Genomic DNA, 15,194 nt, shown 5'->3' on the forward strand with positions numbered 1-15,194 from the left:
GGGAGTCAGAGCCAGTCGTCCGGGCGGGGCCAGGGCATCAGGGCGGTGAGCGCGTCCGGCACCGGTTCGGTGACGGTGTACTGGCCGCGGTGGAACAGCAGCGGGCGGGCGTCGGACGTCTCGCCCAGCGCGGTCACGCGGCCGACCACCACGTAGTGGTCCCCGGCCGGGTGGACCGCCTGCACTTCGCAGTCCACCCAGGTCAGGGCTCCCTCCAGCAGCGGCGCGCCCGACGGGGCGGGCCGCCAGGACACTCCGGAGAACTTGTCGCCGCCGCGGCGGCCGAACTCGGCGCAGACCGCCTGCTGGTCTTCGGCGAGCACGTTCACCGCGAACGCGCCCGCCGCGGCCAGCGCGGGCCAGGTGCGCGACGTCCGGGCGACGCAGAACAGCACCAGCGGCGGGTCCAGCGACAACGCGGCGAAGGACTGGCAGGCGAACCCCACCGGTCCGGTCGGCGCGACAGCCGAGGAATCCTCGACGTAGCCGGTCACCACGGTCACCCCGGTGCAGAAGTGGCCCAGCACCTCGCGAAACCGGTCCGGCACGGCGTCGGAGACGGCGGCTGTCATTGCGCGCCCACGGAGAAGTCGTGGCCCCACAACGAAACCGCGGTGCTCTCGCGCGCGATCCAGTCCTCGTCCTCGACCTGCCTGCCCTCGCAGCCGAACTCGACGTCGAAGCCGCCCGGGGTCTTCATGTAGAACGACAGCATCAGGTCGTTCACGTGCCGGCCGAGCGTCGCCGACATCGGGACGTTCTTGCGCTTCGCGCGGTCCAGGCACAACCCGACGTCGTCGGTCTCCTCGACCTCCACCATCAGGTGCACGATCCCGCTCGGCGTCGGCATCGGCAGGAACGCCAGGCTGTGGTGGCGCGGATTGCAGCCGAAGAACCGCAGCCACGCCGGGTCCCCGTCGGCAGGGCGGCCCACCATCTGCGGCGGCAGGCGCATCGAATCGCGGAGCCGGAAGCCCAGCACGTCCCGGTAGAACCGCAGCGCGGCCTCGTCGTCGTGGGTCGACAAAACCACGTGGCCGAGGCCCTGCTCGCCGGTCACGAACCGGTGGCCGTACGGGCTCACCACACGCCGGTGCTGCAGCGCGACCCCGTGGAACACCTCCAGGGTGTTGCCCGACGGATCGGTGAAGCTGACCATTTCCGCGACCCGGCGGTCGGCCAGCTCCTCGGGCGTGCCTTCCTTGTACGGCACCGAAGCCGCGTCGAGGCGGGCGCGGACATCGTCCAGTTCCGCGGCGTTGGCCGCTTCCCAGCCCGCTACCGCCAAGCGGTCCTTCTCTCCCGGCACGATCACCAATCGCGCCGGGAAATCGTCCATGCGCAGGTAGAGCGCGTCCGGGTCGGTGCCCGAACCCTCCACCATGCCGAGCACCTTCAGCCCGTAGACGCGCCAGGCGTCCATGTCGGTGGCTTCGATGCGCAGATATCCCAGCGAACGGATAGCCATCACGAACTCCCGAGGAAGTCGAGGGCGAGTCGATTGAACTCGTCGAACTTCTCCAGCTGCGCCCAGTGCCCGCAGCCGCCGAACACGTGCAGTTGCGCACGCGGAATCGTCTTCAGCGCAAGCAGTGCGCCGTCGAGCGGGTTGACCCGGTCCTCCCGGCCCCAGACGAGCAGGACCCGTTGCCGCAGGCGGTAGGCCTCGCGCCACAACATGCCTTCCTCGAAGGAGTCCGGCAGGCTGAACGACTTGCCCATCGCCCGCATCGCCGCGAGCGACTCCGGCGAACGCGCGGTCTCGAAGCGTTCGTCGATCAGCTCGTCGGTGACCAGAGCCTGGTCGTGCACCATGATCCGGAGGAACGCTTCCATCCGCTCCCGGGTCGGATCCCCGGCGAACTTCGACAGCAGCCGCACGCCTTCGGTCGGGTCCGGGGCGAACAGGTTGACGCTCAACCCGCCCGCGCCCATCAGCACCAGCCGTCCCGCGCGTCCCGGGTGGTTCAGTGCGAGCCGCACCGCCGCGCCCGCGCCGAGCGAATTGCCGACGAGGTGCGCCTTTTCGATGCCGAGCCGGTCCATCAGGCCGACGACCGCGTCCGAGCTGTGCCGGAAGTACTGCGGGTGGTCAGCCGGCTTGTCGGACCGGCCGAACCCCGGCTGGTCGACCGCCAGCGTCCGATAGGACTTCCCGAACACCGGCAGGTTCCGGCCGAAGTTGCTCCACGCCGAAGCACCGGGGCCGCCACCGTGCAGCAACAGCACCGTCTCGGCGTTCTCCGCGCCGGACTCGTGGTAGTGCAGGCGAATGCCGCCCGCAGTGTCTACATAGGAACCTTCAGGCGCCATCAAACCATCGCATTCTCAACAGGCAAGCCGAACTCGCCGGTGCCGAACATGACGTACGCGCGCTCCGCGTCGTTCGCCGCGTGCACCCGGCCCGCGTGCGCGTCGCGCCAGAAGCGCTGGATCGGCGTGCCCCGCCGCAGCGCGCGGCCGCCGGAGTTCTCGAAAAGCCGGTCGATCGCGGAGATCGCCCGCTCGGTGCCGCGCACCTGGTCCCGGCGCACCCGCAACCGCGTGCTGAACGGCAGTTTCTCGCCCTTGCGGGCCAGCTGGTACAGCTCGTCGATGTTGTGCGTCAGCTGCAGCCAGGCCGCGTCGATCTCGCTGCCCGCCTCGGCGATCCGCACCTTCGCGAACGGGTCCTCTTTGGACTGTTCGCCCGCGTACGCCGCCCGCACCCGCTTGCCCTGGTGCTCCACATGCGCGTCGTAGGCGCCCTGCGCCATNATCGGCGCGGTGATGGTGCTCGGGTGCACGGAACCGTACGGCAGCCGGTACAGCGGACCCGGGTTGACTTCCTGGCCCGGCGTCTTGCACTTCGACGTCGCCATGAAGCTCAGCGCGCGGTGCTTCGGCACGAAAACGTCCTCGACGACGATGTCGTTGGACCCGGTGCCGCGCAGCCCGACCGTGTCCCAGACGTCCACAATGGAGTAGTCCGAGATCGGCACGAGATACGTGCAGAAGTCCACCGGTTTGCCGTCGGCGAACGCGGGCCCGCCCAGCAGCACCCACGTGCAGTGGTCGCTTCCGGAGGAGAAGCTCCATCGCCCGGACAGCCGGTAGCCGCCCTCGACGACAGTCGCCTTGCCCATCGGCGCGTACGACGAAGAAATCCGCACGTCGTGGTCCTCGCCCCACACGTCCGCCTGGGCTTGCGCGTCGAACAACGCGACGTGCCACGGGTGCACGCCGAGAATCGACGCGACCCAGCCGGTGGACCCGCAGGCGCTCGCGATGAGCTTGACCGCGGTGTAGAAGGTGACCGGGTCGGCTTCCATGCCGCCGTACGGTTTCGGTTGCAGCAGGCGGAAAAATCCGGTCTCCTGCAGCGCTTTCACTGATTCGGCGGGGACCCGGCGGGCATCCTCGGTCTCCTGCGCGCGTTCCCGCAGCACGGGAAGCAGGTCGCGCACCCCCTCGATCACGGCAGCCAGCTCGCTCATCGGCCGTCCTCTCTCGCTCGACACGCTCAAGGCTAGAACACGTTCTCGTTTTTGTCGACGCGGTCCGCCCCGCGCGCGCCGTGCAACCCCGCCCGGCGACCGGAAAACACGCAGTCAGCCAGCGAAAGGCCGCTCACATACGACCGGGAACAGATTCCCACCGCGGTGCGCCCGGCGGCGTACAAGCCGCGGACGCCCGCCACCGCGCCGGTGTCCTCGTCGACCACCAGACCGCCCAGCGTCAGCATCGGGCACGGGTAGCCGAGGTTGGGTTTCACCGACACGTCGATCAGGGAGTACGGCGGCGTGTCCAGCGGGCGGGCGAAGTCCGCCGGTTTGCCGGCCGGGTCGGGGCCGCGCTGGTACTCGGCATAAGTCGCCGCCAGCCCGGCCGGATCGACTCCGGCTCGCGCGGCGACTTCTTCGATCGTCCCGGCGCTCACCCGGCCCTTGCCGAGCAGATAGCGCAGTTGCAACGTGGCGAACCATTGACCCTGTTTTCGCCCGTCGCGCCGGGCTTCGGCGACGATCGGCTCGTCGACCAGCAGCCAGCCGCGTCCGCCGTGCCCGGCGATCATGCGTTCGCCGATCGCCGCGCCGTACCGGGATTCGTCGATGATCCGGCGGCCGTCCGCGCCCACCAGCAGCCCGCCGAGAAACGCCGACGGCGGCGTCAGGAACCGCCACGCCGACACCCGGTCCAGCTCCGCCGTGCGCCCGCCGGCCTCCACGCCCATCCGGATGCCGGAACCGTCGTCCGCGGAGGTGCCGAGATCCAGCCCGCCGCGATACGCGGGCGCGTGCTCGCGCACCATCGCCCGGTTCACGATGAAGCCGCCCGCCGCCAGCACGATGCCCCGGCGTGCGCTAATCCGAAGCTCACGCGCGTGCTTGCGTTCGATCCGCTCCACCCGTTGATGCAGCGACCGGCGCATCGCGGGCACGTAGATGCCCGGCTTCGCCGCCCAGTCCGCGAGCCGCGCGTGTCGCGCCCGCACCCACGAAGGCGCGCCCCGCAAACTGCGCGTGAGCACCCCGGTGACCGTTCCCGAGTCGTCGGCGATCAGGTTCGTCGCCTGCGTCTGCGGCAGCACCCGCACTCCGCGCTCGCGAGCCGCCGCCAGCAACTGCTTCATCAGCAGTTTCCCGGACGTGCCCGGCCCTTTGACCCGGTGTCCGCGCGGCGCGGGTTTCGCCACGTCGCGGAAGCCGCCGGAAAGTTCGCTGCCGGAGTAGTACAGATAGTGCTTATTGCTGGGATAAGACGTCTTGTAGTCGCACATGCTGCCCTCGAACGGCACGCCTTGGCGCTCCAGCCACGCCACCATGTCGACGCTTTCCTCGCAGAACCGCCGCAACGTCCGTTCCGACACGACGTCGCCGGTTTCCATCCGCAGGTACGCGTACATCGCGTCCACGCTGTCGTCGACGCCAGCGGCGCGTTGCTGCGGCGTGCCTCCCCCGGCGTAGACCACGCCGCCGCTCACGCGACTGGCCCCGCCGCCGGAGAACCGGTCGACCAGCAGCACCTCGGCGCCCGCGTCGGCCGCTTCGATGGCCGCGCACACGCCGGCCGCGCCGGCTCCGATGATCACGACGTCCGCCCCGAGCTCGTCCATAGTCCGCCACCCTAGAACTGGAACACGTTCTCGTCTATGGTGACGGAAGTGGCCCCGAGCAGGCCAGCTTTAGCCGATAACACGTTGCATGTGAGGTGGCATGTCGGACGAGTACGACGTGGTGGTGGCCGGCAGCGGCGCCGCCGGGATGACCGCCGCGCTCGCCGCCGCCCATCGCGGGCTCTCCGTGGTGGTGCTGGAAAAGGCAGCCCGCTTCGGCGGTTCGACCGCCCGCTCCGGCGGGGGCGTCTGGCTGCCCGGCAACCACGCCCTGCGAGCCGCGGGCATCGAAGAACCACCCGAACGCGCGAAGCAGTACCTGGAATCGATCGTCGGCGACGTGGTGCCGGAGCACCTGCGCGCGACCTTCCTCGACCACGGCCCCGAGGTGCTGGAGTTCGTCACCCGGAACACGCCGCTGGAGTTCAAGTGGGTCCCGGGGTACAGCGACTACCACCCGGAGGCGCCCGGCGGACGTCCCGGCGGCCGGTCGGTCGAGCCGAAGCCGCTCGACGGCAAGCTGCTCGGCAGCGACCTGGCCGAGCTCGAACCGCCCTACAGCGCGCCGCCGCTCGGCGTGCCGATCACCCAGTCCGACTATCGCTGGCTGAGCCTGATCGCCCGGCATCCGCGCGGAGCCGCCCGGATGCTGTCGCTCGGGATGAAATGGCTGGCCGGGCGCGTCCGCGGGCAGCAGCCGCTGTCCATGGGGCAAGCGCTTGCGGCCGGGCTTCGGAAGGGCCTGCGGGACGCGGGCGTGGAGGTTCTGCTCGACACGCCGCTGGTCGATCTTCAGGTGGAAAACGACGTCGTCACCGGCATCGTGGCCCGGCGCGCCGGCGCGGAGACGCTGTTCCGCGCGCGTCGCGGAGTGGTGCTGGCCTGTGGCGGCTTCGAGCACAACGAAGAGATGCGCACCAAGTACCAGCGCGCGCCGATCGGCACCGAATGGACCGTCGGCGCCGAGGCGAACACCGGCGACGGCATCAACGCCGGGCTCAAGCTCGGCGCGGCGACCGAGTTGATGGACGACGCCTGGTGGGGCCCGTCGTTCCCGCTCACCGGCGGGCCGTGGTTCGCACTCGCCGAGCGCTCGCGGCCCGGCTGCCTGATGGTCGACGCCGCGGGCACGCGGTTCGTGAACGAATCCGCGCCGTATGTCGAGGCCGTGCACGCGATGTACGGCGACGGCGACGGCCCCGGCGAGCACGTCCCCGCGTGGCTGGTGTTCGACCAGCGCTACCGCGACCGCTACCTGTTCACCGGTCTCGGCCCGCGGCAGCCGCTGCCCGGTCGCTGGTACAAGGCCGGGATCGTCGCGAAGTCCGCGACGCTGGCGGGGCTCGCCGAGAAGATCGAAGTGCCCGCTGAGGCGCTGGAGCAGACCGTCACGCGGTTCAACGGCTTCGCGCGCAAGGGCGTCGACGACGATTTCCAGCGCGGCCTCAGCGCCTACGACCACTACTACGGCGACCCCCGCAACCGGCCCAACCCGAGCCTCGGCGAACTCGCCAAGGCCCCGTACTACGCGGTCCGCGTGGTGCCCGGCGACCTGGGCACCAAGGGCGGGCTGCGCATCGACGAAAACGCCCGCGTCCTGCGCGAGGACGGCACGGTCGTGTCCGGCCTCTACGCAGCGGGCAACACCAGCGCGCCGGTGATGGGCCGGACCTACGCCGGGCCGGGCGCGACCATCGGCCCGGCGATGGTGTTCGGCTACCTTGCGGCACAGGCGCTGGCGAACGAAGATCAGACCGGCACGGGAGGCAGGCAGTGACGCCGAAGACCGATGGATCCGAGATCCGCACGATCGACGCCGGGGCGCCCCCGGCGCGGTACGCCCGCGGCTGGCACTGCCTCGGGCTGGCCGACAACTTCCGCGACGGCGAACCGCACGCCGTGCAGGCGTTCGGCACCAAGCTCGTCGTGTTCGCCGACTCCGCCGGGAAGCTGAACGTGCTCGACGGGTACTGCCGGCACATGGGCGGCGACCTGACCCAGGGGTCGGTGAAGGGCGACGAGGTCGCCTGCCCGTTCCACGACTGGCGGTGGGGCGGCAACGGCAAGTGCAAGTCGATCCCGTACGCCAAGCGGGTCCCGCTGCGGGCGCGCACCCGGGCGTGGCAGGTGCTGGAGGAGAACAAGCAGCTGTTCGTCTGGCACGACCCGGAGGGCAACCCGCCGCCGGAGAACGTCGTGATCCCGCGCGTCGAGGGCGCGTTCAGCGCCGAGTGGAGCAACTGGACCTGGGACTCGATCCTGATCGAGAACGCCAACTGCCGCGAGATCATCGACAACGTCGTGGACATGGCGCACTTCTTCTACATCCACTACGCCTTCCCCACCTATTTCAAGAACGTGTTCGAGGGCCACATCGCCACCCAGTACCTCAACACCAAGGGCCGCCCGGACATGGGCATGGCGTCCAATTACGGCGGCGAGGAGAACCTGCTGCGCTCGGAGGCGTCGTATTTCGGCCCCTCCTACATGATCAACTGGCTGGTGAACTCCTTCCAGGGCTTCGAAATCGAGAACGTGCTGATCAACTGCCACTATCCGGTTTCGCCGACGTCGTTCGTGCTGCAGTGGGGCATCATGGTCAAGAAGATGCCCGGCATTTCCGACGAGCACGCGGACAAGATCGCGCAGAAGCTCGCGAAGGGCATCGGCGTCGGGTTCCTCCAGGACGTGGAGATCTGGAAGAACAAGACCAAGATCGACAATCCGCTGCTGTGCGAGGAGGACGGCCCGGTCTACCAGCTGCGCCGCTGGTACGACCAGTTCTACGTGGACGCCGCGGACGTCACCGAGGACATGACCCGCCGGTTCGAGTTCGAAGTGGACACCACGAAGGCGAACGAGGTGTGGGCGGCCGAGGTCCAGGAGAACCTGGCGCGCCAGCGCGCGGAGGCCGAGGCGGAGGAGGCTGGGGTGTGACGGCCGAAGCGACCGAATTCCTCACCTCCGGGCTGCGGCCGCATGAATGCCGCAGCTGCGGAACCTGTGTGCTGGTCAAGAAAAACAGCCTGAAACACACCAGCATCCAGTGGACCACCGACGCCGCGACCAGCTGCCCGGTGTTCGCCGCGCACGCCGCGTCCGGCGGCAACACCGCGTTGCTCGACACCTGCGAGAAACTCGCGGACAGCATCGACAACGCGGTGCGCGACGGCAATTTCGGGCAGGTGCGCGATGACTGACGTCGTCACGCTCACCGTCGCCGAGGTGATCGAGGAAACCGCGGACGCGCGGTCCATCGTGTTCGCTGTCCCGGACGAGCATCTCGACCGGTTCGCCTACGCCCCCGGGCAATTCCTCACGCTGCGGATTCCCAGCGACCGAACGGGTTCCGTCGCACGGTGCTATTCGCTTTCGAGCGCGCCGCACGAGGGCCGGGTGCAGGTCACGGTCAAGCGGACGGCCGAGGGATACGGCTCGAATTGGGTGTGCGACGAGCTGAAGGCGGGCGCGACGATCGACGTGCTGCGGCCGTCCGGCGTGTTCTGCCCGTCCTCTTTGGACTCCGATTTCCTGTTGTTCGCCGCGGGCAGCGGGATCACTCCGGTGATGTCGATCCTCAAGTCCGCACTGGAAAAGGGCGAGGGGCAGGTGGTGCTGGTCTACGCCAACCGCGACGAGCAGTCGGTGATTTTCGCCGCCGAACTGCGCGAATTGGCCGAGCGATTCGGCGACCGGCTCACAGTGGTGCATTGGCTGGAAAGCTTGCAGGGCTTGCCAAGCGTCACCGCACTGCGGGCGCTTGCCAATCCTTACAGAGGGCATGAGGCGTTTCTCTGCGGCCCGGCGCCGTTCATGGCCGCCGCGCAGGATGCGTTGCGTGAACTCGGCGCGCCGCGCGAACGCGTGCACGTGGAGAAGTTCCATTCGCTCACCGGGAACCCGTTCGCGGACGAGCCGGAACCTGAGGAGGACACCGGCGGCGAGACGACCGCGCTCACCGTCGACCTCGACGGCGAAACCCGGCAGCTCACCTGGCCGCGCCAGCGAAAGCTGCTCGACCACCTGCTCGCCTCGGGCCTCGACGCGCCGTATTCCTGCCGCGAGGGCCAGTGCAGCGCGTGCGCCTGCCGCATCACCTCCGGCGAGGTGAAAATGCTGAACAACGAGGTGCTGGACGCCGAGGACATCGCCGACGGGATCGTGCTGGCCTGCCAATCGGTACCGTTGACCGACGAGGTGTCCGTCAGCTACGAGTGAGGGGAGAGCCCGTGCCCATCGACCCCGCGGTCGCGATCGGAGCCGATCTCGGCGAGGTCGGCTTCGCCTGGACGCCGTCCGACGTGCTGCTGTACCACCTGGCCGTCGGCGCGGGCGCGGACCCGGTGGACGAGCGCGAACTGCGCTACGCCTACGAACGCGACCTGCGCGTGCTGCCGACCTTCGCCACCGTCGCGGCGAATCTCCGCACGTTCGAGCCGCCCGCGCTGAAGTTCCCCGGCGTCGACGTCGACCTGGCGAAAGTGCTGCACGGCAAGCAGGAAATCGACCTGCACCGGCCGATCCCGGTCGAGGGCAAGGCGGTCGCGCGGACCCGGATCGCCGACGTCTTCGACAAGGGCAAGGCCGCGGTGCTGGTGCAGGAGACCGAGGTCGCCGACGAGTCCGGCGCTCCACTGTGGACAGCCCGGTCCAGCATCTTCGCCCGCGGCGAAGGCGGCTTCGGCGGCGAGCGCGGGCCGTCGGACAAGATCGAGTGGCCGGACCGCGAACCGGACAAAGTCCTCGACGTGCCGACGCTGCCGCAGCAGGCGCTTCTGTACCGGCTGTGCGGCGACCGCAACCCGCTGCACGCCGACCCGGCGTTCGCCAAGGCCGCCGGCTTCGACCGGCCGATCCTGCATGGGCTGTGCACCTACGGCGTGGTCGCGAAAGCCGTGGTCGACGCGTTCCTCGACGGCGATCCCGAGCGTGTCTCGGCATTCGGGACGAAGTTCGCCGGCGTCGTCTTCCCCGGCGAAAACCTGCGCGTGCGCGTGTGGCGCGCGGACGACCGTCTGCTGGTCACGGCCACCGCACCGGAGCGCGACGACACGCCTGTGCTGGCCGACACAGTGCTGAGGTCCCGCTGAGCATCGGGACCGTTATACGGTTGTCCCATGGCGGACGAGCGAGACGGCACCTTCTTCGTGGTGCGCGGGCCAGTCGAGCCGGGCGACAAGCGCGGCCGTGAGCTGGGCTTCCCCACCGCGAACATCGCGCTGCGCGACCAGCGCGGCGAACTCGGCGACGGGGTGTGGGCCGGCTGGGCGGAGCGCGCGGACGGCGCGCGCGTGGCCGCCGCGGTGTCGGTAGGCCGCCGCCCGACCTACTACGGAGCCGACGGCTACCGGCTGGTCGAGGCTTTCCTGCTCGACTTCGAGGGCGACCTGTACGGCGAACGCCTCACCGTCTGGCTCGGCAAGCACCTGCGGGAGCAGCAGGGGTTCGGATCAGCGCAGGAACTGATCGACGCGTTGGGCCGCGACGTCGCCGCAGCTCGCGAATGGGTCGCGGGGCACCCGGCCGACGCGCTGCCGACGCTGGCCGCGCTCCCGCCGGACGGCGAAGTCCAGCGGCTCGGCTGAATCACACGGCCGCGAGCAGCATGACGCCCATGCCCGCGCCCATCGCCGCCCGGCACAGCGTGCGCGACGCGTGTCCCGGTGCCCCCGTGCCGCGCGACTGCACCGCCACCACCCCGGAGCGGACCGCGTCGACCGCGAAGTAGGCTGCCGCCACCAGCGCGACCGCCGGCCACGCCAGCCGGGCGTCCATTGTGGACATGTTGAGCCACGGCCCGTGCACCATTCCGCCGTGCGGCATCGCGGTGACCATGTACAGCATCGCCGCCGCCGACAGCGCGTGGTGCCAGCAGCTGTGTCCCTCAGCGCGGCCTCGCCAGGCGGAGAAGGCGAACCAGCCCGCGGTCAGCACCAGCACCGCCTGCCAGCCCGCGGCCGGGATCGGTCCGCCTACCGGGGACAGCATCGCGACCATCGCCACCACCAGCAGCAGTTCGGCGAGGTCGCCGTTGCGCACCCGGTGCCCGAGACTGCCGTAATCGAGCTTCACCAGCCGCAGCACGCACGGCAGCGCCAGCGACGCGAACAGCACGGTGAACAGCCACGCCAGCGGGACAGTCACCTCGGCACCTCACTCCTCCGGACACGCTGCGTCACACGGTCTCACTACCGTGACACGCGCGCCGTGGAGGCACCAGCCAGCAATAAGGTGATCCGCGTCGACCCACAAGGGCTATGCGCACACCGGCAAGCCCAGGTCAGACCGCTGCGTCCCGCCTCGCGCCCCCCAGCCCGCGCGCAGCCCCGGCCACGTGCGTGGCAATCCCGGTTCTAACCGACACCAACACTCACGAGGCCCGACCAGCCGCCACCCACCTCCCGTGCCGCCGCAGCCGCGTGCGCGGCAATCCCGGTTCTAACCGGCACCAACACTCACGAGGCCCGAGTCAGCACCAGCCCGCTCGTCGGGACCCCCGTCCCCGCCGTCACCACCGCCGTGCTGGCGTCGGCGACCTGGTTCGCCGCCGTGCCGCGCAGCTGCCGGACCGCCTCCGCGATGCCGTTCATACCGTGGATGTACGCCTCGCCGAGCTGGCCGCCGTGCGGATTGAGCGGCAGTTTCCCGTCGAGGGTCAGCGTGTCGCCCGCGATGAAGTCCTTCGCCTCGCCGCGACCGCAGAAACCCAGTTCTTCCAGCTGCATCAGCACGTACGGGGTGAAGTGGTCATACAACACCGCGACGTCCACATCGGACGGCCCGATCCCGGATTGCGCCCACAGCTGCCGCCCGACCACGCCCATTTCCGGCAGCGCGGCGAGATCGTCGCGGTAGTAGCTGGTCATCACGTACTGATCCGGCCCGCTCCCCTGCGCCGCCGCCGAAACCGCCACCGGTTCCTGCCGCAGGTCACGCGCGCGTTCGAGACTGGTGATCACCAGCGCGACGCCGCCGTCGCTTTCCTGGCAGCAATCGAGCAGGTGCAACGGTTCCGCGACCCAGCGCGAAGCCTGGTGCTCCTCCAGGGTGATCGGCCTGCCGTGGAACCAGGCGTTCGGATTGGTCGCCGCGTGCGCCCGGTCGATGACGGCGATCCGGCCGAAATCCTCGCTGGTGGCCCCGTATTCGTGCAGATACCGCTGTGCGACCATAGCCACCGTCGCGGCCGGGGTCGCGATGCCCATCGGGTAGTGGAACGCGTTGTCCGCACCGGAGGTGTTCACCTGCTGGGCCGCGGCCGCCGACACGCGCCCGAACCGCGTTCCGGACCGTTCGTTGAACGCCCGGTACGCCACCACGACGTCGGCGATCCCGCTGGCGACCGCCATGGCTGCCTGCTGCACGGTCGCCGCCGCCGCGCCGCCGCCGTAGTGCACGCGGCTGAAGAACGTCAGCTCCGGGATGCCCAGTTCGCGGGCGAGCGCGATCTCCGCGTTGCCGTCCATGGTGAACGACACCATTCCGTCCACATCGGACGGTTTCAGTCCGGCGTCGGCCAGCGCGTGGCTCACGCACTCGGCCGCCAGCCGCAGTTCGCTGCGTCCGGAATCCTTGGAGAACTCCGTCGCGCCGATCCCGGCGATGGCGGTGGTCCCGGTGAACGTCATGCGTCCTCCTCCGGCAGCGTCAGCGAAACTGTGCCGGTCACGTGCGCGCCCAGACTGTCCACAGCGGACACTTCGAGTTCGACGTCGTTGCCGTCGCGCGCGGTGACCCGGCCGGAAAAGGTGAGCGTGTCCCCGGCGTAGCACGGCACGCCGAGCCGGATCTTGATCGAGCGGATGAGCGCCTGCGGGCCGGCCCACTCGCTCACGTACCGCTGCACCAGGCCGGTGTCGGTGAGGATGTTGAGGAAGATGTCCTTCGAACCGCGCGCGACGGCGGCGTCCCGGTCATGGTGCACGTCCTGGAAATCCCGGGTCGCCAGCGCGGTGCTGATCACGAGCGTCGGCGTCGCCTCAAGCACCATCGGCGGCAGTTCGGTCCCGACTGCGGCAGTCATCGCGCCACCTTCCACGCGGGCAGGGTCAATTCGTCGTCGACGCGCACGAACGCGGCGGTCACCGGAAGTCCGACGCGGACCTCGGCCGGGTCGGCGTCCAGCAGTTCGGCCATCACCCGCACGCCTTCCTCCAGCTCCACCAGCGCGACCACGAACGGCAGCCGCTTGCCCGGCACCGCCGGATGGTGGTGCACGACGAAGCTGTAGACCGTTCCGCGGCCGCTGGCAACGACGTAATCCGGTGCCGTGTCGAGCGATCCGTCCGGCGGCATCGGGCCGGGCGGATGCCGCAGCACGTCGCCCCAGCGCTGGATGCGCAGTTCGCCTTCGCGCAGGCCGTCCCAGAAGAACTCGGTGTCGTGGCTGATCACCGGCCGCAGCACCGGCGACGGCGGCGGCTCCGGTTCGCGCGGGCGGAACTTCAGCACGCGGAACACCATGTCCGCCACCAGTTCCCCGTCGACGTACCAATTCGTCCGGGTGGTCACGAACCAGCCCTCGCCGAGCCCGGTGCGCTTCGGGCCGGTGACGTCCTCCAGCACGTTCGTGGTCGAAACGTGCTCGCCGGGCCGCAGGTAGCGGTGATAGGTCTGCTCGGAGTTGGTGGCCACGATGGAGGTGTACCCGGCGTCGTCGAGCACGTTCAGGATCGCGCCGAGCGGATCGTCGTCCCCGCGCACGCCGTGCAGTCCCGGCATCGTCCACACCTGCGCCATCGCCGGCGGCGCGACGAGTCCCTTGTGGACGCTCGTCTCGGCGAAGTCCGCGTCGGTGTACACCGGATTGGCGTCGCCGATCGCCTCGACCCAGTTGTGCACCATCGCCTGGTTCACCGGATCGCGCGCGTACCTCGGCGCGCTTTCGCCCTGTGCGGCGATCTTCGCGGCGGCTTCCTCGATCGTCATCGCGGCACCCTCGGCAGGTTCAGTCCGGCGGAGGCGATCAGTTCGCGCTGGATCTCGCTGACGCCTCCGCCGAACGTCAGCACCAGGTTCCGTTTCGCCAGCACGTCGAGCCATTCGGCGAGTTCGGCGGTGTCCGGGTCGGCGAGGTCGCCATGGCGCCCGACCAGCTCCTCCAGCAGCCTCCCGATCCGCTGGATTCGCTCGGAGGCGAACACTTTCGTCGCCGAAGCGTCGGCGATCTCGACCGACCCGTGCGCCGCTGCCGCCGCGACCTGCCAGTTCAGCAGTTCGTTGACCCGCGCGACCGCGAACGTCTCGGCCAGCACCGCGCGCACGTCCGGCAGGTCGAGCAACGCCGTGCCGTCCGGGGTCTTCCGCGCCGCCGCCCACGCCCACACGCGGTCGTGCAGGCCGCCGACGCGCCCGGCCGGGCCGAGCATCACGCGCTCGTGGTTGAGCTGTGTCGTGATCAGCCGCCAGCCGCGGTTTTCCTCCCCCACCAGCATGTTCGCCGGCACCCGGACGTCCTCGTAGAACGTCGCGTTGACGTGGTGCGCGCCGTCGCAGGTGATGATCGGCGTCCACGAATAGCCGGGGTCGCGGGTGTCCACGATCAGGATGGAGATGCCCTTGTGCTTCGGCGCGTCCGGATCCGTGCGCACGGCGAGCCACACGTAGTCCGCGTCGTGCCCGCCGGTGGTGAAGATTTTCTGGCCGTTGATCACGTAATCGTCGCCGTCGCGGACCGCGCGGGTGCGCAGCGAGGCGAGGTCGGTGCCGGCCTCCGGTTCGGTGTAGCCAATGGCGAAGTGCACTTCCCCGGCCAGGATCTTCGGCAGGAACCTCGCTTTCTGTTCCTCGGTGCCGAATGCCTGCAACGTCGGCCCGACCGTCTGCAGCGTGACCGACGGCAGCTGGACGTCCGCGCGGGCGGCTTCGTCGACGAAGATGTGCTGCTCGATCTCGCCGAAACCGCCGCCGCCGTACTCCTTGGGCCAGCCGACGCCGAGCTTCCCGTCGCGGCCCATCCGGCGCACGACGTCGCGGTACACCTGTCCGTGCCGCTCCCGCAGCAAGGCCCGGCGCTCGTCGGCGGTCAGCAGGCCCGCGAAGTACTCGCGCAGCTGCGCCCGCAATTCCTGTTGCGCGGCCGTCAGTTCGATGTGCATGC

General features: G+C 69.8%; 16 protein-coding genes. 6 read left to right on the forward strand and 10 right to left on the reverse strand.

Annotated features, from left to right (window positions below):
• Positions 1-5 precede the first annotated feature (5 nt).
• The 5 genes from hsaB to A4R44_RS13130 all read right to left on the reverse strand — a co-directional run bounded on the left by hsaB (position 6) and on the right by A4R44_RS13130 (position 5,095).
• Positions 6-572 carry a 3-hydroxy-9,10-secoandrosta-1,3,5(10)-triene-9,17-dione monooxygenase reductase subunit gene (gene hsaB, locus A4R44_RS13110; RefSeq protein WP_067579620.1) on the reverse strand — a complete coding sequence of 189 codons (567 nt, stop codon included), beginning with the start codon at positions 570-572 and terminating at the stop codon, positions 6-8.
• On the reverse strand, positions 569-1,468 hold the full coding sequence (hsaC, locus tag A4R44_RS13115) for an iron-dependent extradiol dioxygenase HsaC (RefSeq protein WP_067579622.1): 900 nt from the start codon (positions 1,466-1,468) through the stop codon (positions 569-571). Before hsaC ends, hsaB begins: the two co-directional genes overlap by 4 nt.
• The gene (gene hsaD / locus A4R44_RS13120; RefSeq protein ID WP_067579624.1) at positions 1,468-2,313 is read right to left on the reverse strand and encodes a 4,5:9,10-diseco-3-hydroxy-5,9,17-trioxoandrosta-1(10),2-diene-4-oate hydrolase; all 846 of its coding nucleotides are present in this window, start codon (positions 2,311-2,313) and stop codon (positions 1,468-1,470) included. Before hsaD ends, hsaC begins: the two co-directional genes overlap by 1 nt.
• Positions 2,313-3,476, reverse strand: coding sequence for a 3-hydroxy-9,10-secoandrosta-1,3,5(10)-triene-9,17-dione monooxygenase oxygenase subunit (hsaA, locus tag A4R44_RS13125; protein WP_067579626.1), 1,164 nt, complete (start codon positions 3,474-3,476; stop codon positions 2,313-2,315). The genes hsaD and hsaA overlap by 1 nt, the downstream gene beginning before the upstream one ends.
• A gap of 32 nt (positions 3,477-3,508) precedes the next feature.
• Positions 3,509-5,095, reverse strand: a complete 1,587-nt coding sequence (locus A4R44_RS13130; RefSeq protein ID WP_067579628.1) for an FAD-binding protein — start codon at positions 5,093-5,095, stop codon at positions 3,509-3,511.
• A 100-nt stretch (positions 5,096-5,195) separates the two neighbouring features.
• Between A4R44_RS13130 and kstD the strand changes: the two genes are divergently transcribed.
• From kstD to A4R44_RS13160, 6 genes are read left to right on the forward strand one after another with little or no spacing between them, the layout of a single operon-like run.
• Complete coding sequence (gene kstD / locus A4R44_RS13135) at positions 5,196-6,872, forward strand: 3-oxosteroid 1-dehydrogenase (RefSeq protein WP_067579630.1); 1,677 nt, start codon at positions 5,196-5,198, stop codon at positions 6,870-6,872.
• Positions 6,869-8,032 carry a Rieske 2Fe-2S domain-containing protein gene (locus A4R44_RS13140; protein ID WP_067579633.1) on the forward strand — a complete coding sequence of 388 codons (1,164 nt, stop codon included), beginning with the start codon at positions 6,869-6,871 and terminating at the stop codon, positions 8,030-8,032. The genes kstD and A4R44_RS13140 overlap by 4 nt, the downstream gene beginning before the upstream one ends.
• Positions 8,029-8,295: a hypothetical protein gene (locus A4R44_RS13145; RefSeq protein ID WP_067579635.1), complete on the forward strand. Its 267-nt coding sequence runs from the start codon at positions 8,029-8,031 to the stop codon at positions 8,293-8,295. Before A4R44_RS13140 ends, A4R44_RS13145 begins: the two co-directional genes overlap by 4 nt.
• Positions 8,288-9,313 carry a ferredoxin--NADP reductase gene (locus tag A4R44_RS13150; RefSeq protein WP_067579637.1) on the forward strand — a complete coding sequence of 342 codons (1,026 nt, stop codon included), beginning with the start codon at positions 8,288-8,290 and terminating at the stop codon, positions 9,311-9,313. The genes A4R44_RS13145 and A4R44_RS13150 overlap by 8 nt, the downstream gene beginning before the upstream one ends.
• 11 nt (positions 9,314-9,324) lie before the next feature.
• Complete coding sequence (locus A4R44_RS13155) at positions 9,325-10,185, forward strand: MaoC/PaaZ C-terminal domain-containing protein (protein ID WP_067579639.1); 861 nt, start codon at positions 9,325-9,327, stop codon at positions 10,183-10,185.
• A 27-nt stretch (positions 10,186-10,212) separates the two neighbouring features.
• Entirely contained in the window at positions 10,213-10,680 is a 468-nt protein-coding gene (locus tag A4R44_RS13160; protein ID WP_067579641.1) for a riboflavin kinase, read from the forward strand.
• A gap of 1 nt (position 10,681) precedes the next feature.
• On the opposite strand, the gene A4R44_RS13165 is transcribed toward A4R44_RS13160, so the two are convergent.
• The 5 genes from A4R44_RS13165 to A4R44_RS13185 all read right to left on the reverse strand — a co-directional run bounded on the left by A4R44_RS13165 (position 10,682) and on the right by A4R44_RS13185 (position 15,192).
• Positions 10,682-11,239 carry a DUF5134 domain-containing protein gene (locus tag A4R44_RS13165; RefSeq protein ID WP_067579643.1) on the reverse strand — a complete coding sequence of 186 codons (558 nt, stop codon included), beginning with the start codon at positions 11,237-11,239 and terminating at the stop codon, positions 10,682-10,684.
• Positions 11,240-11,550: 311 nt separating this feature from the next.
• Positions 11,551-12,723, reverse strand: coding sequence for a lipid-transfer protein (locus tag A4R44_RS13170; protein ID WP_067579644.1), 1,173 nt, complete (start codon positions 12,721-12,723; stop codon positions 11,551-11,553).
• A complete protein-coding gene (locus A4R44_RS13175; protein ID WP_067579646.1) occupies positions 12,720-13,118 on the reverse strand; it encodes a MaoC family dehydratase in 399 nt (132 codons plus the stop codon). Before A4R44_RS13175 ends, A4R44_RS13170 begins: the two co-directional genes overlap by 4 nt.
• Positions 13,115-14,023, reverse strand: coding sequence for a bifunctional MaoC family dehydratase N-terminal/OB-fold nucleic acid binding domain-containing protein (locus A4R44_RS13180; RefSeq protein ID WP_067579648.1), 909 nt, complete (start codon positions 14,021-14,023; stop codon positions 13,115-13,117). The genes A4R44_RS13175 and A4R44_RS13180 overlap by 4 nt, the downstream gene beginning before the upstream one ends.
• The gene (locus A4R44_RS13185) at positions 14,020-15,192 is read right to left on the reverse strand and encodes an acyl-CoA dehydrogenase family protein (RefSeq protein ID WP_067579650.1); all 1,173 of its coding nucleotides are present in this window, start codon (positions 15,190-15,192) and stop codon (positions 14,020-14,022) included. Before A4R44_RS13185 ends, A4R44_RS13180 begins: the two co-directional genes overlap by 4 nt.
• Positions 15,193-15,194 lie beyond the last annotated feature (2 nt).

The organism is Amycolatopsis sp. M39, assembly GCF_001651785.1.
Classification (GTDB): Bacteria; Actinomycetota; Actinomycetes; order Mycobacteriales; family Pseudonocardiaceae; genus Amycolatopsis; species Amycolatopsis rubida.

What these genes read in the sequence shown, in the direction of transcription:
- hsaB (WP_067579620.1), bottom strand. Translation starts at nt 572, where the DNA reads ATGACAGCCGCCGTCTCCGACGCCGTGCCGGACCGGTTTCGCGAGGTG.
- hsaC (WP_067579622.1), bottom strand. Translation starts at nt 1,468, where the DNA reads ATGGCTATCCGTTCGCTGGGATATCTGCGCATCGAAGCCACCGACATG.
- hsaD (WP_067579624.1), bottom strand. Translation starts at nt 2,313, where the DNA reads ATGGCGCCTGAAGGTTCCTATGTAGACACTGCGGGCGGCATTCGCCTG.
- A4R44_RS13130 (WP_067579628.1), bottom strand. Translation starts at nt 5,095, where the DNA reads ATGGACGAGCTCGGGGCGGACGTCGTGATCATCGGAGCCGGCGCGGCC.
- kstD (WP_067579630.1), top strand. Translation starts at nt 5,196, where the DNA reads ATGTCGGACGAGTACGACGTGGTGGTGGCCGGCAGCGGCGCCGCCGGG.
- A4R44_RS13150 (WP_067579637.1), top strand. Translation starts at nt 8,288, where the DNA reads ATGACTGACGTCGTCACGCTCACCGTCGCCGAGGTGATCGAGGAAACC.
- A4R44_RS13160 (WP_067579641.1), top strand. Translation starts at nt 10,213, where the DNA reads ATGGCGGACGAGCGAGACGGCACCTTCTTCGTGGTGCGCGGGCCAGTC.
- A4R44_RS13170 (WP_067579644.1), bottom strand. Translation starts at nt 12,723, where the DNA reads ATGACGTTCACCGGGACCACCGCCATCGCCGGGATCGGCGCGACGGAG.
- A4R44_RS13175 (WP_067579646.1), bottom strand. Translation starts at nt 13,118, where the DNA reads ATGACTGCCGCAGTCGGGACCGAACTGCCGCCGATGGTGCTTGAGGCG.
- A4R44_RS13180 (WP_067579648.1), bottom strand. Translation starts at nt 14,023, where the DNA reads ATGACGATCGAGGAAGCCGCCGCGAAGATCGCCGCACAGGGCGAAAGC.
- A4R44_RS13185 (WP_067579650.1), bottom strand. Translation starts at nt 15,192, where the DNA reads ATGCACATCGAACTGACGGCCGCGCAACAGGAATTGCGGGCGCAGCTG.